The organism is Streptomyces sp. NPDC015242 (assembly GCF_043079125.1).
Classification (GTDB): domain Bacteria; phylum Actinomycetota; class Actinomycetes; order Streptomycetales; family Streptomycetaceae; genus Streptomyces.
Window position 1 is genome coordinate 662,979 of the sequence record NZ_JBIBUF010000004.1, and the last position, 22,327, is coordinate 685,305.

At 71.8% G+C, this 22,327-nt stretch carries 18 protein-coding genes and 1 pseudogene; 8 read left to right on the forward strand and 11 right to left on the reverse strand.

What is annotated here, in order from left to right:
• Nucleotide 1 precedes the first annotated feature (1 nt).
• A complete protein-coding gene (locus ACF07N_RS17710) occupies nucleotides 2–535 on the forward strand; it encodes an amino-acid N-acetyltransferase (RefSeq protein ID WP_383334398.1) in 534 nt (177 codons plus the stop codon).
• 271 nt (nucleotides 536–806) lie between these two features.
• On the forward strand, nucleotides 807–1,142 hold the full coding sequence (locus tag ACF07N_RS17715; protein WP_383334396.1) for an Lsr2 family protein: 336 nt from the start codon (nucleotides 807–809) through the stop codon (nucleotides 1,140–1,142).
• 9 nt (nucleotides 1,143–1,151) lie between these two features.
• Here the strand turns inward: ACF07N_RS17715 and ACF07N_RS17720 are convergent, their stop codons facing one another.
• Nucleotides 1,152–1,952: an SCO3374 family protein gene (locus ACF07N_RS17720; RefSeq protein WP_392113557.1), complete on the reverse strand. Its 801-nt coding sequence runs from the start codon at nucleotides 1,950–1,952 to the stop codon at nucleotides 1,152–1,154.
• Between the two features lie 441 nt (nucleotides 1,953–2,393).
• On the opposite strand from ACF07N_RS17720, the gene ACF07N_RS17725 reads away from it, so the two are divergent.
• A complete protein-coding gene (locus tag ACF07N_RS17725; protein ID WP_114254583.1) occupies nucleotides 2,394–4,919 on the forward strand; it encodes an ATP-dependent Clp protease ATP-binding subunit in 2,526 nt (841 codons plus the stop codon).
• 96 nt (nucleotides 4,920–5,015) lie between these two features.
• Here the strand turns inward: ACF07N_RS17725 and ACF07N_RS17730 are convergent, their stop codons facing one another.
• Together ACF07N_RS17730 and ACF07N_RS17735 are read right to left on the reverse strand one after the other, a co-directional pair.
• Nucleotides 5,016–8,072: an NACHT domain-containing protein gene (locus ACF07N_RS17730; protein ID WP_392113673.1), complete on the reverse strand. Its 3,057-nt coding sequence runs from the start codon at nucleotides 8,070–8,072 to the stop codon at nucleotides 5,016–5,018.
• 60 nt (nucleotides 8,073–8,132) lie between these two features.
• Nucleotides 8,133–8,774, reverse strand: coding sequence for an HAD family acid phosphatase (locus ACF07N_RS17735; protein WP_383340914.1), 642 nt, complete (start codon nucleotides 8,772–8,774; stop codon nucleotides 8,133–8,135).
• A 441-nt stretch (nucleotides 8,775–9,215) separates the two neighbouring features.
• Between ACF07N_RS17735 and ACF07N_RS17740 the strand changes: the two genes are divergently transcribed.
• Nucleotides 9,216–9,932, forward strand: a complete 717-nt coding sequence (locus tag ACF07N_RS17740; protein WP_392113561.1) for a M23 family metallopeptidase — start codon at nucleotides 9,216–9,218, stop codon at nucleotides 9,930–9,932.
• Nucleotides 9,933–9,948: 16 nt separating this feature from the next.
• On the opposite strand, the gene ACF07N_RS17745 is transcribed toward ACF07N_RS17740, so the two are convergent.
• A complete protein-coding gene (locus tag ACF07N_RS17745) occupies nucleotides 9,949–10,545 on the reverse strand; it encodes a TetR/AcrR family transcriptional regulator (protein WP_383340911.1) in 597 nt (198 codons plus the stop codon).
• A 123-nt stretch (nucleotides 10,546–10,668) separates the two neighbouring features.
• Between ACF07N_RS17745 and ACF07N_RS17750 the strand changes: the two genes are divergently transcribed.
• The 3 genes and pseudogenes from ACF07N_RS17750 to ACF07N_RS17760 all read left to right on the forward strand — a co-directional run bounded on the left by ACF07N_RS17750 (nucleotide 10,669) and on the right by ACF07N_RS17760 (nucleotide 13,467).
• Nucleotides 10,669–12,261: an MDR family MFS transporter gene (locus ACF07N_RS17750; RefSeq protein ID WP_392113564.1), complete on the forward strand. Its 1,593-nt coding sequence runs from the start codon at nucleotides 10,669–10,671 to the stop codon at nucleotides 12,259–12,261.
• Between the two features lie 175 nt (nucleotides 12,262–12,436).
• Nucleotides 12,437–12,847 (forward strand): annotated as a pseudogene (locus ACF07N_RS17755) (helix-turn-helix transcriptional regulator); the annotation flags it as partial.
• Nucleotides 12,848–13,020: 173 nt separating this feature from the next.
• The gene (locus ACF07N_RS17760) at nucleotides 13,021–13,467 is read left to right on the forward strand and encodes a VOC family protein (protein ID WP_383583635.1); all 447 of its coding nucleotides are present in this window, start codon (nucleotides 13,021–13,023) and stop codon (nucleotides 13,465–13,467) included.
• A gap of 13 nt (nucleotides 13,468–13,480) precedes the next feature.
• On the opposite strand, the gene cseC is transcribed toward ACF07N_RS17760, so the two are convergent.
• The 5 genes from cseC to ACF07N_RS17785 form a co-directional block, all read right to left on the reverse strand.
• Nucleotides 13,481–14,836 carry a two-component system sensor histidine kinase CseC gene (gene cseC / locus ACF07N_RS17765; RefSeq protein WP_383334380.1) on the reverse strand — a complete coding sequence of 452 codons (1,356 nt, stop codon included), beginning with the start codon at nucleotides 14,834–14,836 and terminating at the stop codon, nucleotides 13,481–13,483.
• A gap of 8 nt (nucleotides 14,837–14,844) precedes the next feature.
• The gene (cseB, locus tag ACF07N_RS17770) at nucleotides 14,845–15,546 is read right to left on the reverse strand and encodes a two-component system response regulator CseB (RefSeq protein ID WP_383334378.1); all 702 of its coding nucleotides are present in this window, start codon (nucleotides 15,544–15,546) and stop codon (nucleotides 14,845–14,847) included.
• 153 nt (nucleotides 15,547–15,699) lie between these two features.
• Nucleotides 15,700–16,356: a hypothetical protein gene (locus ACF07N_RS17775; protein WP_383334376.1), complete on the reverse strand. Its 657-nt coding sequence runs from the start codon at nucleotides 16,354–16,356 to the stop codon at nucleotides 15,700–15,702.
• Nucleotides 16,344–16,883 carry a SigE family RNA polymerase sigma factor gene (locus tag ACF07N_RS17780; RefSeq protein WP_311689083.1) on the reverse strand — a complete coding sequence of 180 codons (540 nt, stop codon included), beginning with the start codon at nucleotides 16,881–16,883 and terminating at the stop codon, nucleotides 16,344–16,346. Before ACF07N_RS17780 ends, ACF07N_RS17775 begins: the two co-directional genes overlap by 13 nt.
• A 285-nt stretch (nucleotides 16,884–17,168) precedes the next feature.
• Nucleotides 17,169–18,137 carry an A/G-specific adenine glycosylase gene (locus ACF07N_RS17785; RefSeq protein WP_383334373.1) on the reverse strand — a complete coding sequence of 323 codons (969 nt, stop codon included), beginning with the start codon at nucleotides 18,135–18,137 and terminating at the stop codon, nucleotides 17,169–17,171.
• Between the two features lie 557 nt (nucleotides 18,138–18,694).
• Between ACF07N_RS17785 and ACF07N_RS17790 the strand changes: the two genes are divergently transcribed.
• Nucleotides 18,695–19,558 carry a hypothetical protein gene (locus ACF07N_RS17790; protein ID WP_392113571.1) on the forward strand — a complete coding sequence of 288 codons (864 nt, stop codon included), beginning with the start codon at nucleotides 18,695–18,697 and terminating at the stop codon, nucleotides 19,556–19,558.
• 78 nt (nucleotides 19,559–19,636) lie between these two features.
• Here ACF07N_RS17790 and disA read toward each other — a convergent pair whose 3' ends face one another.
• Together disA and radA are read right to left on the reverse strand one after the other, a co-directional pair.
• Nucleotides 19,637–20,761: a DNA integrity scanning diadenylate cyclase DisA gene (gene disA, locus ACF07N_RS17795; RefSeq protein WP_311689073.1), complete on the reverse strand. Its 1,125-nt coding sequence runs from the start codon at nucleotides 20,759–20,761 to the stop codon at nucleotides 19,637–19,639.
• Nucleotides 20,762–20,841: 80 nt separating this feature from the next.
• Nucleotides 20,842–22,251 (reverse strand): DNA repair protein RadA, encoded by a 1,410-nt coding sequence (gene radA, locus ACF07N_RS17800; RefSeq protein WP_383336560.1) that lies wholly within the window; start codon nucleotides 22,249–22,251, stop codon nucleotides 20,842–20,844.
• Nucleotides 22,252–22,327 lie beyond the last annotated feature (76 nt).

Sequence of the window (22,327 nt, forward strand, 5' to 3'; positions counted from 1 at the left end):
CATGTCCGCGAAGACCCCTGGCACCCCCACAAAAGCCATCACCGTCCGACGGGCCCGCACCAGCGATGTCCCGGCCGTCCGCCGCCTCCTCGACGCCTACGTACGCGACGGCATCCTGCTCGACAAAGCCATGGTGACTCTTTACGAGGACATCCAGGAGTTCTGGGTCGCGGAACGCGACGACAACGCCGAGGTCGTCGGCTGCGGCGCCCTGCACGTGATGTGGGAAGACCTCGCGGAAGTGCGCACTCTCGCGGTGAAGCCCGGGCTGAAGGGCGCGGGCGTCGGGCACCGGGTGCTGGAGAAGCTGCTGCAGACCGCCCGCTGGCTCGGGGTGCGCCGCGTTTTCTGTCTGACCTTCGAAGTCGAGTTCTTCGCGAAGCACGGCTTCGTGGAGATCGGCGAGACCCCCGTCGACACGGATGTCTACGCGGAGCTGCTGCGTTCCTATGACGAGGGCGTCGCGGAGTTCCTCGGTCTCGAACGAGTGAAACCGAACACCTTGGGCAACAGCCGGATGCTTCTGCATCTGTGATCGCCGGAGCCGACAACAGACCGGCCACAACTGGGCCCGCCCGGTTCGGCAAGACATATTCCGCAGCGCGGCCCCTGCCCCGGTGCCCTATGTCCGAAACGCGCACGTTTCCGGACGGAGGAGGGGCTGCCGGTCTCTGCCGGGGGTTTGTGTTTTCCCGGCAAAAGCGGTTTGCTTTCCGAGGTACTGCAGTACTGCATATAACAGGGGACGGCGATACGGCGGACGCCGGCACACCCCGGCCCTGAAGATATCGATGAAAGGAAATCCGGTGGCACAGAAGGTTCAGGTCCTTCTTGTCGACGACCTCGACGGCGGCGAGGCGGACGAGACCGTGACGTTCGCGCTGGACGGCAAGACGTACGAGATCGATCTCACCACCGCCAATGCGGACAAGCTCCGTGGCCTTCTCGAGCCTTACGTGAAGGGCGGTCGTCGTACCGGAGGCCGTGCTGCGGGGGGGCGTGGAAAGACGCGCGCCACTTCGAGCGGCAGCCAGGACACCGCGGCGATCCGCGCCTGGGCGAAGGAGAACGGTTACGAGGTCAACGACCGCGGCCGTGTTCCCGCGACCATCCGCGAGGCTTACGAGAAGGCCAACGGCTGAACAGCGGCACTACCGGCCCCGCGCACGCGAGGCCGGCAGCTGGGCGCCCGCGCGCCGCAGCCGGGCCCGGTGGCACTGCGCGGCCACCGTGTCCACCAGCCGCGCGAGATCGGGGGCGCCTGCACCGCCCCCCAAGGCCGACAGCGTCGGCAGCGAGGTCTCGACCTCGCACCCCGGCTCGGGGGGCCGCAGCCACACGGCGGCCCCCTGGGAACCGAGCCGGCACGGGGGAAGCGGCCGACCGGTACCCGAACCGGGCACCCGCGGCGACGGCACGACCGCACCCGGGGACGGCGGAACGCCCACGACGCCAGGCCGCGTCCGGCCAGGGCCGGCGGACCCCGCCGACGGCGCACCCATGAGCCCGGGCGAGCCCGCGCCGGCGGCGAGCACCGGGCTCGCGGCGCCCGAGCGCGGCGACTGCGCGCGGGGTGACGGCTCCGGCGGCAGCGGGGCCTCCATGGACGCGCCCGGGCCCAGGGCCACGAGGCCCGGTGGCAGCGCTCCCCACTCCAGCCACTCCAGCAGCGCGGGCAGTTCCTCCGTGCTGCCCGCCGCCACCAGCAACTGGACCCGGTCGTCCCGCACGGCCACCGGTGAGCCGGGTGCGAGGCGCCGCAGCGCGGCCGGGGCCACCTCGGCCGGTACCTCCAGGACGTCGAAGCGGACCCCCAGGACCAGCCGGAGCGGGTCCCCGGGCGCCGTCGGCCAGCCCAGCCCGTCCTCGTACCACCGCCGGACCGGGTCCCGGTGGAGACGGGGCGTCACGTGCGGTGCGGAGGCGGGCACGGAGGGCGAGGTGCCGGACATGCCAAGTGCAACCGCCACGAAGCCGTGCGGGTTACGCTGAAGTCACTCTGCGTAGGAGTGTGAGCGCGCAGAGTGGCGGAACGGGGGCGTGCGAGGGGTGCGGGAGGGCGCAAGGTTGTTCGCCCGTAGCGGAGGGGAGGGGGGCGCTCGGCATGGACTGTCGGTCGCCGCGGGTAAGACATCCCTAGTGGGAGGGGGCGACACGCAGGAAAGGCCGTCTCACGTTCGCCATCGGCGTACTGGCGAGTGGGGTATCTGCCTGGCCTGCGGGAACATCGTCTCGCACCATCGGGTTGGAGCAGATGTCGGCGTTCGGGGTCAGGAGGCCAAGGACGGTGTCGGCAGTTGGAATGAGCGGTCCCCGCTTGCGGGACTAAGCTGCGGAAGGACAGGGAGGGGAAGTTCCCCCCACTGCCTGACCGCTCTGAGGAGCGATTAACGATGTTCGAGAGGTTCACCGACCGCGCGCGGCGGGTTGTCGTCCTGGCTCAGGAAGAAGCCCGGATGCTCAACCACAACTACATCGGCACTGAACACATCCTCCTGGGCCTGATCCACGAGGGTGAAGGTGTCGCCGCCAAGGCCCTTGAGAGCCTCGGGATTTCGCTCGAGGCGGTCCGCCAGCAGGTGGAGGAGATCATCGGCCAGGGCCAGCAGGCCCCGTCCGGGCACATCCCCTTCACCCCCCGTGCCAAGAAGGTCCTGGAGCTGTCGCTCCGCGAGGCCCTTCAGCTGGGCCACAACTACATCGGCACGGAGCACATCCTGCTCGGCCTGATCCGCGAGGGCGAGGGCGTCGCCGCCCAGGTCCTGGTCAAGCTGGGCGCAGATCTGAACCGCGTGCGGCAGCAGGTGATCCAGCTGCTCTCCGGTTACCAGGGCAAGGAGACCGCCACCGCCGGCGGTCCTGCCGAGGGCACGCCCTCCACGTCCCTGGTCCTCGACCAGTTCGGCCGGAACCTCACCCAGGCCGCTCGTGAGTCCAAGCTCGACCCGGTCATCGGGCGCGAGAAGGAGATCGAGCGGGTCATGCAGGTGCTGTCCCGCCGTACGAAGAACAACCCGGTGCTGATCGGTGAGCCCGGCGTCGGCAAGACCGCCGTCGTCGAGGGCCTCGCCCAGGCCATCGTCAAGGGCGAGGTGCCCGAGACCCTCAAGGACAAGCACCTCTACACCCTGGACCTCGGCGCCCTGGTCGCCGGCTCCCGCTACCGCGGTGACTTCGAGGAGCGCCTGAAGAAGGTGCTCAAGGAGATCCGCACCCGCGGCGACATCATCCTGTTCATCGACGAGCTGCACACGCTGGTCGGTGCGGGTGCCGCCGAGGGCGCCATCGACGCGGCCTCCATCCTGAAGCCGATGCTGGCCCGCGGTGAGCTGCAGACCATCGGTGCGACCACGCTGGACGAGTACCGCAAGCACCTGGAGAAGGACGCGGCCCTGGAGCGCCGCTTCCAGCCCATCCAGGTCGCGGAGCCGTCCCTGCCGCACACGATCGAGATCCTCAAGGGTCTCCGTGACCGGTACGAGGCCCACCACCGCGTCTCCATCACCGACGAGGCGCTGGTCCAGGCCGCCACGCTGGCCGACCGGTACATCTCGGACCGCTTCCTGCCGGACAAGGCGATCGACCTGATCGACGAGGCCGGTTCCCGGATGCGCATCCGCCGGATGACCGCGCCGCCGGACCTGCGCGAGTTCGACGAGAAGATCGCCGGTGTCCGCCGGGACAAGGAGTCCGCGATCGACTCGCAGGACTTCGAGAAGGCCGCGTCCCTGCGCGACAAGGAGAAGCAGCTCCTCGCCGCCAAGGCCAAGCGGGAGAAGGAGTGGAAGGCCGGCGACATGGACGTCGTCGCCGAGGTCGACGGCGAGCTGATCGCCGAGGTCCTCGCGACCGCCACCGGCATCCCGGTCTTCAAGCTCACCGAGGAGGAGTCCTCCCGCCTGCTGCGCATGGAGGAGGAGCTCCACAAGCGGGTCATCGGCCAGAACGACGCCGTCAAGGCGCTGTCGAAGGCGATCCGCCGTACGCGTGCCGGTCTGAAGGACCCCAAGCGCCCCGGTGGCTCGTTCATCTTCGCCGGCCCGTCCGGTGTCGGTAAGACCGAGCTGTCCAAGGCGCTCGCCGAGTTCCTCTTCGGCGACGAGGACGCGCTGATCTCCCTCGACATGTCGGAGTTCAGCGAGAAGCACACGGTCTCGCGTCTCTTCGGCTCGCCCCCCGGCTACGTGGGCTACGAAGAGGGCGGCCAGCTGACCGAGAAGGTGCGGCGCAAGCCGTTCTCGGTGGTCCTCTTCGACGAGGTCGAGAAGGCCCACCCGGACATCTTCAACTCGCTGCTGCAGATCCTGGAGGACGGTCGCCTGACCGACTCCCAGGGCCGGGTCGTGGACTTCAAGAACACGGTCATCATCATGACGACCAACCTCGGCACCCGGGACATCTCCAAGGGCTTCAACCTGGGCTTCGCGGCCTCGGGCGACACGAAGACCAACTACGAGCGTATGAAGAACAAGGTCCAGGACGAGCTGAAGCAGCACTTCCGGCCCGAGTTCCTCAACCGCGTCGACGACGTGGTCGTCTTCCCGCAGCTCAGCCAGGACGACATCCTCCAGATCGTCGACCTGATGATCGGCAAGGTGGACGAGCGCCTGAAGGACCGGGACATGGGCATCGAGCTCTCCCAGTCCGCCAAGGAACTGCTGTCCAAGAAGGGCTACGACCCCGTGCTGGGCGCGCGTCCGCTGCGTCGCACCATCCAGCGCGAGATCGAGGACTCGCTGTCGGAGAAGATCCTCTTCGGCGAGCTCCGCCCCGGCCACATCGTGGTCGTGGACACGGAGGGCGAGGGCGAGGCCAAGACCTTCACCTTCCGCGGCGAGGAGAAGTCGGCCCTGCCGGACGTCCCGCCGATCGAGCAGGCGGCCGGCGGCACCGGTCCGAACCTGAGCAAGGACGCGTGACCCTTCGGGGCTGCTCCTGACATGAGTGGGGCCACTGCCTTCGGGCGGTGGCCCCACTTCGTGTTCCGCCGCCCGCCCCTGCGGACCGGCCTCGCCTCAGTCCCGGTCCCGGGCCAGGACGGCGTCCGGGAAGAGCGGCTGGACCTCCGACAGCGGGAAGAAGTGCCCGGGCCGGTGTCCGAGGACCACCGTGTGCACCCCGGGCAGCCGGGACGCCAGTGCGGCGAGATGCTCGGTGCCGTCCATCGAGGGGATCCACAGCACCTCGATCCCCGGCAGCTCGGGCATGCAGCCGATGGAGGCGGGCAGTTCCCGGATGATCGAGGCGTTCAGGGACAGGCCGGTGAGCGCGGGGAGCCCGGCGACCTCCTGCCAGTCGGCCGCCGTCAGTTCCGTCGTCAGCGGTCCGAGCCGGAGCGTGTGCAGGGTCTTCCAGTGACCCAGCCCTCGCAGCCCGGTCGTGTCGGTGCTGTGCCGGCCCAGGGAGAGAACGCCCAGCGGGGCCTCGGCCGGCAGGACGTCGGCCAGGTCGGCGCCGGGCAGTTCCTGGGCCACGGCGAGCAGGGTCAGCGACGGCAGGGAGCGCAGTCCCGTCAGGTCGGCGACGGGGTCGAGGACGAGTTCGGTGAGCGGCAGCGGCCGCAGCCGCTCCAGGCCCGTCGCGTCCGGGCAGTCGTAGATGACCAGCCGGTTCAGCGCGGTGCAGCGCCGCAGGGCACCCAGATCCGTCAGGCGTGAGTTCCGCAGGATGCCGAGCGTGGTCACCGTCCCGGGCTCCGGTACGGCGGCCACGATCTCCTCGGCGCTGTGCGGGCCCTCGAAGGCCAGGTCGGGCCAGGGGCGCATGCGGGCCAAGGCCGCGAGCTGGGCGGGTGACTCGCAGGTGAGGAAGAGGTCCGAGCGGTCGAGGTGGTCCAGCACCTCGGCCGCGTAGGCGCCGGCGCCGAACCGGTGCCAGGTGCCCGCCAGCTGCCGCCGGACGTCGTGGTCCGGGTGGTCCCGGAAGCGGCGCAGCACGGCGAGGGCCCCGTCGGGTTCCTGCGATGCCAGGACCGACGCGGTGACCGTGACGCCCAGCGCCTCCTCGTCCGTCAGGCCTTCCGGCCCCGGCAGCAGCTCCAGCACCAGCGGACCGGCCTCGGCCAGCTCCCTCGCGGCCCCGGTCGTGCGCGGCGGGATCAGCGCGGCGGCCCGCTCCTCGACCTCGGTGCGCACCGCGGGGTGCAGCGCCGTCGCGTGCTCCAGGCAGGCCAGCGCCAGCAGCGTGAGCCGGGGCGTGTCCCGGGCGAGCAGGTCCCTCAGCACCCGGACCCGCTCGGCAGGCCTGGCGTGGGCCACGGCCATGCGGATGACGTCCTCCCACCGGGTGTCGTCGGCATGGCCGGTGAGGACGTCGAGGTGGCCCTCCTCGACGGCGTACCGGGCGCCCAGGTAGTCCTGGAAGGTGCGGTGGACGAAGTCCATGACGTCCTCGGCCGGGCGGCGCAGCACGCCACTGCGCAGCAGGAGGACCCGCAGGATGTCCGGCGCGTCCCACTTCCCGGCCGGGGCCAGCGTGGGCAGCGCGCTCTCCACGATTCTCCCGGCGGTCTGCAGGGTCATCTCGGTCCGGCCGCTCAGCACCAGGGCGTAGGCGAGCCGCTGGAGGATCTCGACCTGGGCGGCCTCGCCCAGCTCCGGCCCTTCGGCCGCGCCCATGCCGCGCTCCCGGTCACGGCGGGAGAGCAGCATGCTCAGGGCCGCGTCGTACAGCTCCTTGCGACCGGTGGGCAGGTAGCCGCGGCGCTCGCGGTGGAGGGCGCAGATCAGTCCGCACATCAGCGGATTGGTGGCGAGCCGGGCCAGGTCCCGCTTGGTGCGCAGGGAGTCCAGCAGCCGCTGCTCGTACTCCGGGGCGCGCGCCGCCCGGTGCCAGCGGTGCACGAAGGTGGCGACCTCACCCCGGCCCATCGGTGCCAGGGACAGCTCCCGGAATGCCTCCTGGGAGAGCCACTCGGCGCGCACGGCCGTGGGCCGGGTGGTCAGCAGCCAGCGGTTGCCCGGGTAGGCGTGGATCAGGGAGCGCAGCCAGTCGCGGGTGCCGTGGCGGCCGGCTTTCGGGATCTCGTCGAGGCCGTCGACGAGGACCAGTGCCCGGCCCGCGGTCAGCACGCGCTCCGCCCAGCCGTCCGGCGGGGTCAGCGGGCAGCCGACGGCACTCAGGAAGGCGGCCGGTGCGGGCAGCGGGCCGGTGCGGACCAGGGTGCGCAGCGGCAGGACGTACGGGATGTGCGTGCCCTCGCGCGCCGCGGTCACCGCCAGCCACTGCACCAGGGTCGTCTTCCCGGAGCCCGCGTCGCCGCGCAGCAGCACCCTGGGGTCCTTGTCCAGCGTCTCGTCGGCGGGCATCCGTCCGGTGCGGGCCGGCGGACCCTCGCCGGAGGCGGCGGCCCGGCCGGGATCCCCGTCGGCGCTCGCCTCCAGCGACAGATAGGCGACCTCCAGCGGCCAGCGGTCCGGGGAGTCGCGCAGGTCGAGGCCGAAGATGGTGAGGTGGTTGTGCCGCTCGGCGACGTAGGGCAGGTAGCGGCGCTCGAAGGCGGTGTCCCGGCCGCCGGGGCGGGGTGAGCGGGTGAGCAGTTCGTCGATCTTGGCGATCAGCTCCGCCTGTGCCCGGGTCTGCTCGACCAGGGTGCGGGCGACGAAGGTGGAGCGGCGGGTGAAGAACTCCAGGATGTTCAGGCACGCCCACTCGGTCGCGTGGTCGAGGAAGTGGCAGGAGTCCGTGGACAGCCCGTCGGGCGCCGGGGCCGCGCGGTGCAGGGTCTTCGCCAGCTCGCGGTGGCCGAGGCGGACCGTCTGGACGTCGTCCATGTCGAGGTCGCCGAGGGCGAGCAGCCTGCGGGCCAGGGTGTCGGTGACGGCGATGCGCTCGTCGGCCGGGAAGGGCGGCTCACCGGGGGAGTCCACCGCCTGGGCCACGATCCGCCCGGCGAGCCTGTGCACGTCCGGCTCGGTCAGGGTGCGCTGCTCGCCCCGGAAGGAGACCAGCGCGGACAGGCGCACCGGCTTGTCGACCAGACCCGCTCCCGGGCCCTCCGCACGGAAGAGCCTTTTCAGCAGCGGCGCGACCAGCGAGGACGCGAGCCTGCCGCCGAGCACCGCCGGATCCAACCGCCTCACCCCCGTGATCATGCGAACGGGGGTGAGACTACCCGCGGTTGAGCAGACGGGTCAGGACAGCTGCCCGTCGTAGTCCGGCAGCTTGAACGTCCGCTCGGCGTGGCCGCCGGAGAGGTCGGTGGCGCTGTTGCCGATGTTCGCGATGATCGTGTAGCCCTTCTTCTCGATGTCGACGCGCTGGGCGGTCTTGTAGTCGGCGACGTTCTTGAAGAGGTCGATGAAGCCGCGGACGTAGAGCCCGGAGACCTGGTAGCCGCTCTGCTTCAGGTTGTACTCGGTGAAGGAGTAGATGATCCCGGGGCGGGCGGTCACGAAGAACACGGCGACGCCGCGCTCCTGGGCGTATCTGGCGGCCTCCAGGACCGGCTTGTTGGCCGGCTGCGGGTAGCTGAAGCCGAAGTCGGTCTCCAGCGCGGTGTTGTCGATGTCGAGCACGACGGCCTGCTTCTCGCCCGGCTTCGGGGCGGCGATCCGCTGCTTGAGGTAGGGCAGCGCCTGGTCCATCACCGCCTGGCAGTCCTTCTGCCAGGTGGCGTAGTCGACGTCCGCCGCGGCGGACGTCGCGGCGGCGGTGACGGCCGTGGAGGTGCGGGCGGGGGCCGCCGCGTCGGCCGGCGCGGCCATGGCCACGAGGGCGGCCGCCGAGACGGCGGTGATGGACGCGCGGCGCAGCCAGGGGCCTCGGGTCTGCATGTCGTGGGGGTCCTCTCACGTCAATGACGCTGCCAACATGTCGTGTGCATGTTCGTGGGCGAGGGTGGCGCGAGGGGAACCGTAGGGTTACCGGACGGTAGGTGCCTAGAGGCGTGCGCCACATTTCCGAAAGGGCCGAAGCGGCGCTCCGGTGACATGCCGCACAGGCATTATGTCCGGTACTAGCCGGAATAGTGGATAACGGGCCGGAGGGGCGGCGGTGCGGACCCCTGAAAAGGGGCGGAAGTGCAAGCTGATGGCCGTATTCGTCCCGAATGGGGGGAGTGTCAAGAGACGTAGAACACTGAACGAAATTACTAACTTCTGTCGTAGATCACGCTTTTGGGGGTTTGTCGGGACCCGGGTTACCAAGGGATGGCCATGCGGCGGAGCGACTGCCCGCCGGGTGGTTTTCTCCGTCCCCTTCCCCATGAGGTTTCGATGTCCCAGCGCGTCACGTCCCCTTCCTCCCGTACGTCCCAGCTCCGCACCCGTGCGACCGTGCTGGCCGCCGGCCTCGGTGTCTCGGTCGCACTGGGAGCCGGGGTCGCGTCCGCCGCCGACACCACGGCCGCGTCCGGTGCCGCCAGTGCCGTCCAGGCGCAGGCCGCCGCCCAGGCCAAGGCCGCCAAGGCCGAGGCGCTGAAGGCCGAGAAGGCCGCCGCCGCGAAGAAGGCGGCCGCCAAGAAGGCCGCCGCGAAGAAGGCCGCCGTGCAGAAGGCGGCCAAGAAGGCCAAGCCGTCCTGGGTCGACCCGGTGAAGAAGTACAAGCTCTCCGCGAGCTTCGCCCAGAACGGCGGCATGTGGCAGTCCACCCACAGCGGCCAGGACTACGCCGTCCCGAGCGGCACCCAGGTCGTCGCCGCCCACGGCGGCACCGTGGTGAAGGCCGGCCCCAACGGCGCCGGTGACGGCCCCGCGTACGGCAACGCCGTGGTGATCAGGCACGGCAACGGCACGTTCTCCCAGTACGCCCACCTGTCGAAGGTCAAGGTGCGCATCGGCCAGGTCGTGAAGACCGGCCAGGAGATCGCCCGGTCCGGCAACACCGGCAACTCCAGCGGTCCGCACCTGCACTTCGAGATCCGTACGACCCCGAACTACGGTTCGGCGGTCGACCCGGTCAAGTTCCTGCGCGCCAAGGGCGTGAAGGTCTGATCCGGACGGCGGACCCTCAGGAGCCCCCGGCTCCGCGGTGGGCCTGGGTCACCAGGTCCGTGGCGACCTCGAGGACGGCCTTGTGCCGTTCCTCGGGGTCGTCTCCGACGTCCTGGAGCAGGAACATCCCGGCGTGCAGCGTGAAGATCGCGCTGGCGCAGCGGACCTGGTCGACCAGGTCCGCGTCCGGGTCGACGATGATGTCGCGCAGGCTGTGCACGCGCGCCTTGAAGGACTCGCCGATCCGCAGGTCCCGTACCGAGGCCTGGTTGTCGTGCATGAACCGGAACAGCGGCGCCGCCTGGGCGAGGGCGTCGGCGTAGCGGCGGATGATCTCCTGCTTGGTCTCCAGCGTGTGCGGCCGGCTCCGGCCCCAGTCGATCAGGTCCTCGATCGGCTGCGTGAGGTCCTCGAAGATGCTGACGAGGATCTCTTCCTTCGTCTTGAAGTGGTAGTAGAGCGCCGCCTTCGTGACGTCCAGGCGCTCGGCGATCTCGCGCAGGGACGTCTTCTCGTAGCCCTGCTCCGCGAAGAGTTCGAGGGCCACGTCCTGGATGCGCCGGCGGGTGTCCCCGCGGCGCCGCTGCCTGGTGCCGTCCATGGTGCCGCCCATCCTCCTACGCCGCTCGCTTTCCAGAAAACTTACTTGACGCCCGGCTAGTTCCGCGGCTAGCTTCCGAGTGTAATCACTAGCCGGTCGGCAAGTAAGTAGCGGTAGCTGGGGGAGTGGGAAGCGATGGCGGACACGACGGACGGAGCGGTGGCGGCCGGCGCCGGGGAGAAACAGCCCCGGAGCGTGCGGGTCGTCCTCCTCGCGCTGATGATCGCGATGATGCTCGCGATGCTCGACAACATGATCATCGGCACGGCGATGCCGACCATCGTCGGTGAGCTGGGCGGGCTCGAGCACCTCTCGTGGGTGGTCACCTCCTACACCCTCGCCACCGCGGCCTCCACCCCGCTGTGGGGCAAGCTCGGCGACATGTACGGCCGCAAGGGCACGTTCCTGTGGTCGATCGTGATCTTCCTGGCCGGCTCCGCGCTCAGCGGCATGGCCCAGGACATGGGCCAGCTCATCGGCTTCCGCGCGATCCAGGGCCTCGGCGCCGGCGGTCTCATGGTCGGCGTCATGGCGATCATCGGTGACCTGATCCCGCCCCGGGAGCGCGGCAAGTACCAGGGCATGATGGCCGGCGTGATGGCGCTGGCGATGATCGGCGGACCGCTGGTCGGCGGCACGATCACCGACAACTGGGGCTGGCGCTGGGCGTTCTACATCAACCTGCCGCTCGGCGTGGTCGCGCTGGTCGCCGTCAGCGCCGTGCTGCACCTGCCGAAGAAGCGGGCGCAGGCGCGGATCGACTGGCTGGGCGCCGCGCTGCTCACCGTCGGCATCACCGCCATCGTGCTGGTCACCACCTGGGGCGGCACCGAGTACGCCTGGACCTCCGCGCGGATCATGGAGCTGATCGGCATCGGCGTCGCCGCGCTCGTCGGCTTCCTGTTCTGGCAGACGCGGGCCGCGGAGCCGGTCCTGCCGCTGCACATCTTCCGCAGCCGCAACTTCACGCTGATGTCGGTCATCGGCTTCATCACGGGCTTCGTGATGTTCGGCGCCACGCTGTTCCTGCCCTTCTACCAGCAGGCCGTGCAGGGCGCCTCCGCGACCAACTCCGGGCTGCTGCTCCTGCCGATGCTGGGCGCGATGCTCGTCACGTCGATGGTCGCCGGGCGCGTGACCACGAACACCGGCAGGTACAAGGTCTTCCCGGTGCTCGGCAGCGCGCTGATGATCGTCGGCCTGTACCTGCTGTCCACGATGGACACGGGCACCTCGCGGTTCACCTCGGGCGTCTTCATGGCCGTGGTCGGCCTCGGCATGGGCTGCCTGATGCAGATCACCATGCTGGTGGCGCAGAACAGCGTGGAGATGAAGGACATGGGCGTGGCGTCCTCGTCCACGACCCTCTTCCGCACGCTCGGTTCCTCCTTCGGCGTGGCGATCATGGGCGCGCTGTTCAACCACCGCGTCCAGGACGTCATGGCCGAGCGGGCCGGGGCACTGGGCTCCCGGGTGACCGAGCAGTCCGCGCAGCTCAACCAGGCGAGCCTGGCGAAGCTGCCGGAGGCGGCCCGGGAGGCCTACCAGCACGCGGTCGCCGCCGGCACGCACTCGGCGTTCCTGCTGGGAGCGGCGGTCGCGGTCCTCGCCCTGGCGGCGGCGGTGTTCGTGAAGGAGGTGCCGCTGAAGGGAGCGGGCCCGAAGGCGGCCGAGGACGGCACGGCCGGCGGACCGGCGTCCCGGACGGCGGTGGCCGAGGCGGTGTGACCGGCGTCGCGTCCGTCGCCGCCGCCTCGGGGCGGCGACCGCACGCCGGCCGGTGAAGCGGCTCGTGCCGAGCCCCCGGGGGGCGCGTCCCCCGGGGGCTCCGCCGTGCCCGGCCGCTCGGGGGCACCACCCACGGCACGGCCCGCTGTCGGACCCCCGTGCCACCATCGGCCGTATGGACAAGACGCGCCAGGTCCGGCTCGCCAAGGACGCCATGGACCGGGACTGGGCGGACCCCGGGCTCGACCTGGACACGGTCGCCGCGCACGCGGGGTACTCGCGGTACCACTTCATCCGCGCCTTCAAGGAGGCGTACGGCGAGACTCCCGGCCAGTACCTCACGCACCGCCGGATCGAGCGGGCCGAGGACCTGCTGCGCACGGCGAACCTGTCGGTGACGGAGATCTGCCACCTGGTCGGCTTCAGCAGCGTCGGCACCTTCTCGGCCCGCTTCAAGGCGTGGACGGGGCTGACCCCCACCGAGTACCGGTCGCGGCACGTCGGCCGGGGAGCCGCCCTCATCCCGGGCTGCTACGCCATGCTCTGGGCCGGCGGCTTCCGCTCCGCCCCGGCTTCCGCGTCCGGCTCCGCTCCGGCTTCCGCGTCTGACTCCCTGCCGGCCGCCGCCCCGTCGCCCGCGCCTCCGCCTCCGCCTCCGCCTCCGCCGGGCAGCGCAATTCCGGAGAAGCGCGCTGACACCCCCGCTGCCTACCGTGGCAGGACACGCACCGACCGGCCGCGACGCAGCAGGAGCACGCCATGATCAAGGGTCTCGCCATCTCGACCGTCTGGGTCCTCGACCAAGACCGGGCCAAGGAGTTCTACACGGAGAAGCTCGGTCTGGAGGTCCGTACGGACATGACCATGGGCGAGGGCGGCATGCGCTGGCTCACGGTCGGCTCGCCGCACCAGCCCGGCGTCGAGCTCACCCTGATGGTGCCCGGCGGGCCCGCGATGGACCCCGAGTCCGCCGAGATGCTCCGCAAGCTGGTGAGCAAGGGCGCGCTCGGCGCGGGCGTGCTGACCACCGACGACATCCACGGCGACTACAAGAAGCTCAAGGACCGCGGCGTGGAGTTCCTCCAGGAGCCGCAGGAGCGTCCCTACGGCACGGAGGCACTGTTCCGCGACGACTCCGGCAACTGGTTCTCCTTCACCCAGCCCCGCGAGGGCGGCCTCGACATGGACCGGGACTGGTCCTGCTGAGGCCCGCCCGGTCCTACGCTCCGGACGCCGGCAGCATGGGATAGCTGCCGGTGTTCGTCGGCGCGTGCTCCGGCAGCCACAGCACCGCCACCGCGCCCTCGGCCGGCACGCCCTCGGCAGCGCCCGGCGTGCGGACGTTGCGGAAGGTCAGCCGGGCGCCCAGCACCCGGGCCTGCCCGGCCGCGATGGTCAGGCCCAGGCCGTGCCCGTGCCCGGCCCGGTCCTTGCTGCCGGTGCGGAAGCGGCTCGGTCCCTCGGCGAGCAGGTCCTCCGGGAAGCCCGGGCCGTGGTCGCGGACCCGGATCACCCGGCCCTCGACGGTGACCTCGACGGGCGGCTTGCCGTGCCGGGCCGCGTTGGCCAGCAGGTTGAACAGCACGCGCTCCAGACGCCGCGGGTCGGTCGTGACCTCCGACTCGTGCACGATCCGCACCTCGATGTCCGGGTCCTTGGCCGCCACCCGCCGGGCGACGAACTCACCCAGCATGATGTCCTGCAGCTCCGCCCGCTCCGAGGCGCCGTCCAGACGGGCCACCTCCAGCACGTCCTCCACCAGCGTGCGCATGGCCTTGGCCCGGTCCAGCACCAGCTCGGTCGGGCGGCCCGGCGGCAGCAGTTCCGCCGCGGTCAGCAGCCCGGTCACCGGGGTGCGCAGCTCATGCGCGATGTCGGCGGTGACCCGCCGCTCGGCCTCGATCCGCTGCCGCAGGGCGTCCGCCATGGCGTCCACCGCGCTGGCCAGGTCGTCGGTCTCGTCCCGGACGACCCCGCCCATGGCGTCCCGCACGCGCACGTCCGTCTCGCCGCCCGCGAGCTGGTTGGCCGCGATCGACGCCTTGCGCAGCCGCCGCGAGAGGTGCCCGCCGATGAGCACCCCGAGCGCGCTGCCACCGAGGACCACCGCGATCGAGCCGATCACCAGGGCCTGGTCGAGGTCCTTCAGGATGTCCGAGCTGCGGTCCGTGAAGCCCGAGTGCAGCGACATCACGTGCCCGTTCTTCAGCGGCACCGCGGCCCATATGTCCGGCGCGCCGCCGGGCCGGTCGGCGACGTAGGTGGCCCGCTGCCCCGCCTCGACCCGATCCCGCAGCTCCTCGGGGAGATCCGGGTCGTCAATCTTGGTGTTGGGGAAGTTCAGCCGCCCGGACAGCTCGAAGTTGCGCTGGGCGATCATGATCCGCTCGTCGGCGAGGTCGCGCGCGTTGTCCAGCATCGACACCCGGGCGGCGTTGTGCACGACCAGGCTCAGCGCGATGGCCACCAGTGCCCCGACCAGCGCGATGGCCGCGCTCAGCTTCCATCTCAGGCCCGTGCGGATGCCCGCGCGCTCCAGACCCGTGGCGACCAGGCGCCGGAACTGCCCCCTCATGACCCGGCTCAGGCCTTCAGCTTGTAGCCGAAGCCGCGGACCGTCTCGATCCGGTCCTGGCCGATCTTCTGCCGCAGCCGCTGCACATGGACGTCGACGACCCGTGTGTCCCCGCCCCAGCCGTAGTCCCACACCCGCTCCAGCAGCTTGTCCCGGGAGAGCACCGTGCCCGGCGCGGAGGAGAACTCCAGCAGCAGCCGCATCTCGGTCGGCGTCAGCGCCACCGGCTGCCCGGCCCGGCGGACCTCCATGCCCTCGGTGTCGACCTGCAGGTCCCCGAAGGCCAGCACCCCGCCGTCGGCCGGGGCCGCCTGCTCTCCGGCGCGGTCCCCGCCCGCGTGCCCGAACCGCCGCAGCACCGCCCGGATCCGGGCGACCAGCACGGCACCGTCGAACGGCTTGGTGACGTAGTCGTCGGCGCCCGCCTCCAGGCCCAGCACCACGTCGATCGAGTCGGCCCGCGCCGACAGCATGATCACCGGCACGGTCGACTCGTCCCGGATGCGGCGGCACAGGCTGACCCCGTCGAGTCCGGGGACCATCACGTCCAGCAGCGCGATGTCGGGCCGGTCCGCCCGGAAGGCCTCCAGGCCGGACAGCCCGTCGGGCATGGCGGTGACCACGAAGCCGTCCCGTTCCAGGGCGAGCTGCGTGGCCTCGCGGATGACGTCGTCGTCCTCGACGAACAGGACGTGGGTCTGGTCTGCCATCCCGGTGCTCTCTGTCCTCAGTGGCTCGTGGGGTGTGTGCTCTTCAGTGGTGCGCGTGGGCGTTCTCTTCGCTGGGACGCGTGGAGCGGGCGCCGCGTTCACCGACACATCGGTGTGAGGGGCCCGAACGGTTCACCGGGCCGTGCGGCGGCGTCAGCTCGCGGGCGCGGGCGACACGGAGTCGCCGACGACCTTCCCGTAGTCGTTGTGCGTGCGGTACTCCTCGTCGAACCGGCCGGACGACCACCGGTACGTGATCACGTTCTCCCCGGAGGGACTCGACACCGGGTCGCCCTTGTCGTACACCTGCTTGGTCACCACGAGGTCGCCGCGGTCGATCTCCGCGTAGACCGGCGGCTCCTCGGCCTTGAAGACATTCTGGTACGAGCCGCCCTGCTCGCGGTACACGTAACTGCCCACACCCACCGCGTCACCGCAGGTCAGCACGTTGACGACGACGTCGTCGGCCGAGCCCCCGGTCAGCTTGCCGTAGGAGACGTCGACGGGGTACTCGTCGGCCACACACGGCTTGAGGTCCCGCTTGACCTCCGGCGCGACCTTCGGGTCGGCCTTGACGAGCGCGACCGCGTTCACGGCGTCGGGGGTCTTCGACGGCACCGCGGTCGGGGTGGCCGCGGCGGCACCCGCCACCGAGTCGGCGTGCGCCGGGCCCTCGTCCCGGGCGCCGGTGCCGCCGGCGGCACACGAGGACGCGAAAAGGGCGAGGGCGGCGAACACGGCCAGTGCCGTGATCACCGCCTGCAAGCCGCCCCGGTTCCCCGGGGAACCCTCGCCGGTCAGGCCGCGCACCGCTCCCGCTCCTCACGCTCCAGCGCGCGTGCGTCCAGATCGCGGGACTCCAGCTCCTCGCGGAGCCGGGCGAGCGCCCGGTGCAGCGTGCTCTTGACCGTTCCGGCCGACATGCCTAGGGCGGCGGCCGTCTCCTCCGTGGACATCTGCTCCCAGTGTCGCAGCACCACGACACTGCGCTGCTTCGGGGCGAGCACGCGGAGGATGTCCATCAGCAGGGCGCGGTCCGCGTGCTGCTCCGTGGAGTCGTCGACCGAGGCGTCCGGGAGCTGCTCGGTCGGGACCTCCTCCAGCTTGCGGGCCCGCCACCACTCGGTCCTCGTGTTGATCATCACCCGGCGCAGGTAGGCGTCGGCCAGCCGCTTGTCCTCGATGGTCTCCCAGCGGCCGTAGGTCCGCACCAGTGCCGTCTGCAGCAGGTCCTGCGCGTCCGTCGGGTCCGGCACCAGGCGGCGGGCGCTGCGCAGCAACGCGTCCTGCCGGGTGCGGACGTACTCCTCGAACTCGAGCACCTCGCCCTGCGCCATGGTGAACCGCCTCCCGTTTCCCCGTTCCGGGCCGGCTCCCCGCCGCCCGTGCACTGCCTGTGGTCCTCAGTCGTCCCGTGTCTTCCGGGAACGCAACCGAAGGTACGGAGGCGTTGTCACGGCGCTGTCCGAAGCAGCCTGCGGCCAGCGCTCGGCTGTCCGTCGGTTGTGTAACGGATGTCGGAACGGGGTAAAACCGTGGGCCAGTTGGAATGGCTTTGGGGTGATTTGCCCACCCTTTGGGGCGGGGTGACGGCAGGGCGGCGTCTGTGACGTTCCTGTGCGTCAGGTCAGCGGCAGCCGGTACAGCCCGCCCGCCATCGGCTCCACCAGACCGTCGGCGACCAGCCCGTCCAGGGCACGGGCCCGCTGCACCGGCTCGTGCCACACCCGGTCCAGGGCCGCCTGCGGCACCGGGCCGTGGGCGTCCCGCAGCACGGCGAGCAGCCGCCCGCGCACCTGCCGGTCGGTGCCCGCGTACGTCTGGCCGCGGCGCGGCGGGCCGTCGTGCTCCGGCTTGCCCGCGAGCCGCCACGCGCACTGCGCGGCGATCGGGCAGCGGTGGCAGGACTCGCTCTTCGCCGTGCACACCAGCGCGCCCAGCTCCATGGAGGCGGCGGCCCAGCGCGCGGCGGTCGGCTCGTCGTCGGGCAGCAGCGCGCGGGCCAGCTTGCGTTCGGCGGCGGTGGTGGCGTTCGGCGGGTACTGCACGCCGGTGACCGCGCGGGCGAGGACCCGGCGCACGTTCGTGTCCAGCACGGGGTGCCGCTGCCCGTAGGCGAAGGAGGCGACGGCGGCGGCCGTGTACTCGCCGATACCGGGCAGCGCCAGCAGCTGTGCGTGGTCGGACGGTACATCGCCGCCGTGCCGTTCCGTTATCGCGACGGCGGCGCCGTGCAGCCGCAGCGCGCGGCGCGGGTAGCCGAGCCGGCCCCAGGCGCGGACGGCCTCGCCGGGCGCCTCCCGGGCCAGGTCGGCGGGGCGCGGCCAGCGGGCCAGCCACTGCTCGTAGACCGGCAGGACCCGGCTGACCGGCGTCTGCTGGAGCATGAACTCGCTGACCATCACGCCCCACGCCCCGGCCTCGGGGCGCCGCCAGGGCAGGTCGCGGGCGTTCTCGTCGAACCAGTCGATGACGGGGGAGTGCAGGTCCCGGCCGGGGGAAGCGGAGGAGCCGCCGGCGGTGGTCGCGCCGGGGGGCGCGGCGGTCGTCTCGGCGGGGGCGGGGTGCGGGGGCTTCGTGGGAGCAGTCATGGCCTTCCGATGGTGCCACGCACCGGCACCCTCGCGGGCGCACCGCCACCCCCTCGGCAGGCCGGTACCTGACGAGCGGCAGCAGTGCCGTCCCGCCCCACACCTGTGGCGCCGGGCCGCAGGGAACGTCCCCACCCGGCCCCTCCCGCCCGCGGCGCCCCGGCCGGCCCGGGCACGAGGTGAACGCGGCCGGTTCGACCGCCTTCCGCCAACGCCTCGTCCTCGGGCGGCAGTACGCGGATCGCCGCGCCAACTCACCTGATGCGTACGAGTGTTCCGGCTGCTCGTGCAGCAGCAACGGCAGTCGGCTCCGGCGGGCGGCGCGGGGGCCCGCTCAGCGGGCGGCCGCGCCCACTGCCCCGGCAGGCTCAGCGAAGGTCGTGGTCACGGACGGTAGGCGGCGGGCCGTTACCGTCACACCCCGCGATCGCCGGGTGCCGAACCGGACGAAAGGCAGGGGTGGGACGGGGTTTCTCCGGAATGATGATCCGGAAAAGTTGTGCCCCGAGCGGCGGGTGGGACAAGCGAACGCGCCGTTCTCTCGTAAGGTTTGCGCCGTGGGATCTCTGCGCAATCCGGTCGGGCCGCTTCCCTCCTCCATCTACTGGCGTCGGAGGGCCGTACTCGTGTCTGTGGTCGCCCTGTTGGCGCTATTGATCACCTGGATCGTGACCATGGGCGGCGGGGGCGGCAAGGACGGCGACAACGGCGCCAACGGCAAGAATCCCGCGCCCACCATCGAGCCCGGCCCGTCGAGTTCGGGCCCGGCCATCAGCCAAGCCCCGGGCGGACGCGACGAGTCGGGCGGCGGCGGCTCGGACGGCTCGTCCCCGGGCTCCGGTGACGGCTCGGGTGACGGCGACGGTTCCGCCGACGGCGGCGGCTCGGGCGGCGGCTCCGGTGACGGTTCCGGCGGCGCCGCCGGGCCGGGCGGCTCGGGCGGCGCGGGCGGCTCCGGGAGCGGCGGCACGGTGGGCGGCGTCGGCGCGGGCGACACGCTGCCGGCCGGCTCCAGCCTGCCCAACTGCACCGCATCCGTGGTCAAGTTCAGCCTGCGCAGCCGGCACAACACCTACGCCCCCGAGCAGACGCCCACGTTCCTGCTGACCGCGCGGAACGTCTCCGGCAGCGACTGCAAGATCGACCTCGGGCCGAAGAACGCGGTGTTCGCGGTCACCCCCGCAGGCGGCGACGACGACTACTGGTCCTCCGCGGACTGCCCCAAGGCGGCCGCGCACCAGCTGTTCCGGGTACCGGCGGGCAGCGACATCACCTACGTGGTGAAGTGGAACCGCAAGCCCAGCGCGCCCGAGTGCGCCACGCCCCCGGCGGGTTCGGCCAAGACCGGCACCTACCTCGTGGAGGCCAAGGCCCCGGGCTTCGCGAAGGTGCAGACGTCGTTCGTGCTGTCGGCCGACTGAAGCACGACGGCCGTGAACGGCTGAGGGCGGTACCCGGCACCGGGTACCGCCCTCAGCCGTTCACGGCCGGTGCAGGCCTCAGACGTACCGCTCCAGGATCGACGACTCCGCCAGCCGCGACAGGCCTTCGCGCACGCTGCGGGCCCGGGCCTCGCCCACGCCGTCCACGGTCTGCAGGTCGTCGACGCTCGCGGCGAGCAGCTTCTGCAGGCCGCCGAAGTGCTCCACCAGGCGGTCGATGATGGCGCCGGGCAGGCGCGGCACCTTCGCCAGGAGCCGGAAACCACGCGGGGACACCGCCGAGTCGAGCGTCTCCGGAGAGCCGGTGTAGCCCAACGCGCGGGCCACCGTGGGCAGTTCGAGCAGCTCGGCGTGGCTGAGCGCGTCGAGCTCGGCGAGCGCCTCGTCGACCGTGCGGGACCGCTTGGCCGTGGGCTCGGGGACGTAGTCCCGCACGACCAGCTCGCGCTCCGGCTCGACGCCCGCGATCAGCTCGTCCAGCTGGAGGGCGAGCAGACGGCCGTCCGTGCCGAGCTCCACCACGTACTCGGCGATCTCCGTGGCGATGCGGCGGACCATCTCCAGGCGCTGGGCGACCGCCGAGACGTCCCGGACGGTCACCAGGTCCTCGATCTCCAGCGCGGACAGCGTGCCCGCGACCTCGTCGAGGCGGAGCTTGTAGCGCTCCAGCGTCGCGAGGGCCTGGTTGGCGCGGGACAGGATCGCCGCCGAGTCCTCCAGGACCCGGCGCTGGCCGTCGACGTACAGGGCGATCAGCCGCATCGACTGGGAGACCGAGACGACCGGGAAACCGACCTGCTTGCTCACGCGGTCCGCCGTGCGGTGCCGGGTGCCCGTCTCCTCCGTGGGGATCGTCGGGTCCGGGACCAGCTGCACGCCCGCGCGCAGGATCTTCGACAGGTCCGAGGACAGCACGATGCCGCCGTCCAGCTTGCACAGCTCGCGCAGCCGGGTCGCCGTGAACTCGACGTCCAGCACGAAGCCGCCGCTGCACAGCGCTTCCACCGTCTTGTCGGAGCCCAGCACGATGAGACCGCCGGTGTTGCCGCGGAGCACACGCTCCAGGCCGTCGCGGAGGGCGGTGCCGGGTGCCACGGCGCTCAGGGAGGCGCGCATCAGGCCATCGGTACCGGCACTCCCGCCGGACTTTCCGGGAGCTGATGCCCGGTCGTTGGCTGCCACTGCACTCCTCCGGTCGCAGGTTCTGGGCGCCCCCGTGTCGCGCGCTCGGTTCGCACGGACGGGCGAGACCAGGGCAAAGTCTACCGGCGACCCTCCTCGTCCCGCGGGGCCTCTCTGCGACGGGAGCGGGGAAGGACCCGCAGGGCGTCCCCTATGTCCGCGACTTCCAGGACCTTCATGCCCGCCGGGACCTTCCCCGGATCGCCCGGTACCAGGGCGTGCGTGAAGCCCAGACGGTGGGCTTCGGCCAGGCGGCGCTGCACGCCCGTGACGCGTCTCACCTCGCCCGCGAGGCCCACCTCGCCGATCGCGACCAGGTTCTTCGGGAGAGGTGTGTCACTCGCCGCGCTCGCCAGGGCGAGGGCCACCGCCAGGTCCGCCGCGGGCTCCGACAGCTTCACGCCGCCGACCGTCGCGGAGTAGATGTCCCTTTTGCCCAAGGCGCTGATCCGGCCCCGCTGTTCCAGCACCGCCAGCATCATCGAGACACGGGAGGTCTCCAGGCCCGAGGTGGTGCGGCGCGGGGACGGGATCTGGGAGTCGACCGTGAGCGCCTGGACCTCGGCGACCAGGGGGCGGCGGCCCTCCAGGGTGACGGTCAGACAGGTGCCCGGGACCGGTTCGGCCCGGCGTGTCAGGAAAAGTCCGCTCGGGTCCGCGAGGCCCGTGATGCCCTCGTCGTGCAGCTCGAAGCAGCCGACCTCGTCGGTGGTGCCGTAGCGGTTCTTGACGCCGCGGACGAGGCGCAGGCGGGCGTGCCGGTCGCCCTCGAAGTGCAGGACGACGTCGACCAGGTGCTCCAGCAGGCGCGGGCCGGCGATCGCGCCGTCCTTGGTGACGTGGCCCACCAGAAGCGTGGACATGCCGCGTTCCTTCGAGGCCCGGATCAGCGCACCGGCGACCTCGCGCACCTGGGCCATGCCGCCGGGCGCGCCGTCGATCTCCGGGGAGGCCACCGTCTGCACCGAGTCCAGGATCAGGAGCGACGGCTTCACCGCGTCCAAGTGGCCCAGCACCGCCGCGAGATCCGTCTCGGCCGCCAGGTACAGGTGGTCGTCGATGGCGCCGATGCGGTCGGCGCGCAGCCGGACCTGGCTCGCCGACTCCTCGCCCGTCACGTACAGCGTGCGGTGCTCGTCGCTCGCCGACTTGGCCGCCACGTCCAGCAGCAGCGTCGACTTGCCGACGCCGGGCTCGCCCGCGACCAGCACCACCGCGCCGGGGACCAGCCCGCCGCCGAGCACGCGGTCCAGCTCGGGCACGCCGGTGGTGCGGGCGGCGGCCTGGCGGCCGTCCACCTGGCCGATGGGCAGGGCGGAGGTGGTGACCCGGCCGGGAGCCGTCGTGCGGACCGCGGGCGTGCCGTACTCCTCGATCGTCCCCCAGGCCTGGCACTCGGGGCAGCGGCCGAGCCACTTCGCCGTCTGCCAGCCGCACTCCGTGCAGCGGTAGGACGGGCGGTCCTTGGTGGATTTCGTACGGGCAGCCATGGACGGAACCGTAGCCGCCGCCACTGACAACGCGGGGACCGGGCGACGGCGGCCGCCTCCGCGCCAGGGGTCCGCC

Excerpts from the sequence above, each read along its gene's own strand:
- ACF07N_RS17785 (WP_383334373.1), bottom strand. The coding sequence starts at position 18,137 with ATGACTGCTCCCACGAAGCCCCCGCACCCCGCCCCCGCCGAGACGACC.
- ACF07N_RS17710 (WP_383334398.1), top strand. The coding sequence starts at position 2 with ATGTCCGCGAAGACCCCTGGCACCCCCACAAAAGCCATCACCGTCCGA.
- cseB (WP_383334378.1), bottom strand. The coding sequence starts at position 15,546 with ATGGCAGACCAGACCCACGTCCTGTTCGTCGAGGACGACGACGTCATC.
- ACF07N_RS17745 (WP_383340911.1), bottom strand. The coding sequence starts at position 10,545 with ATGGGCGGCACCATGGACGGCACCAGGCAGCGGCGCCGCGGGGACACC.
- ACF07N_RS17720 (WP_392113557.1), bottom strand. The coding sequence starts at position 1,952 with ATGTCCGGCACCTCGCCCTCCGTGCCCGCCTCCGCACCGCACGTGACG.
- ACF07N_RS17760 (WP_383583635.1), top strand. The coding sequence starts at position 13,021 with ATGATCAAGGGTCTCGCCATCTCGACCGTCTGGGTCCTCGACCAAGAC.
- ACF07N_RS17735 (WP_383340914.1), bottom strand. The coding sequence starts at position 8,774 with ATGCAGACCCGAGGCCCCTGGCTGCGCCGCGCGTCCATCACCGCCGTC.
- ACF07N_RS17725 (WP_114254583.1), top strand. The coding sequence starts at position 2,394 with ATGTTCGAGAGGTTCACCGACCGCGCGCGGCGGGTTGTCGTCCTGGCT.
- ACF07N_RS17740 (WP_392113561.1), top strand. The coding sequence starts at position 9,216 with ATGTCCCAGCGCGTCACGTCCCCTTCCTCCCGTACGTCCCAGCTCCGC.
- ACF07N_RS17750 (WP_392113564.1), top strand. The coding sequence starts at position 10,669 with ATGGCGGACACGACGGACGGAGCGGTGGCGGCCGGCGCCGGGGAGAAA.
- ACF07N_RS17780 (WP_311689083.1), bottom strand. The coding sequence starts at position 16,883 with ATGGCGCAGGGCGAGGTGCTCGAGTTCGAGGAGTACGTCCGCACCCGG.
- cseC (WP_383334380.1), bottom strand. The coding sequence starts at position 14,836 with ATGAGGGGGCAGTTCCGGCGCCTGGTCGCCACGGGTCTGGAGCGCGCG.
- radA (WP_383336560.1), bottom strand. The coding sequence starts at position 22,251 with ATGGCTGCCCGTACGAAATCCACCAAGGACCGCCCGTCCTACCGCTGC.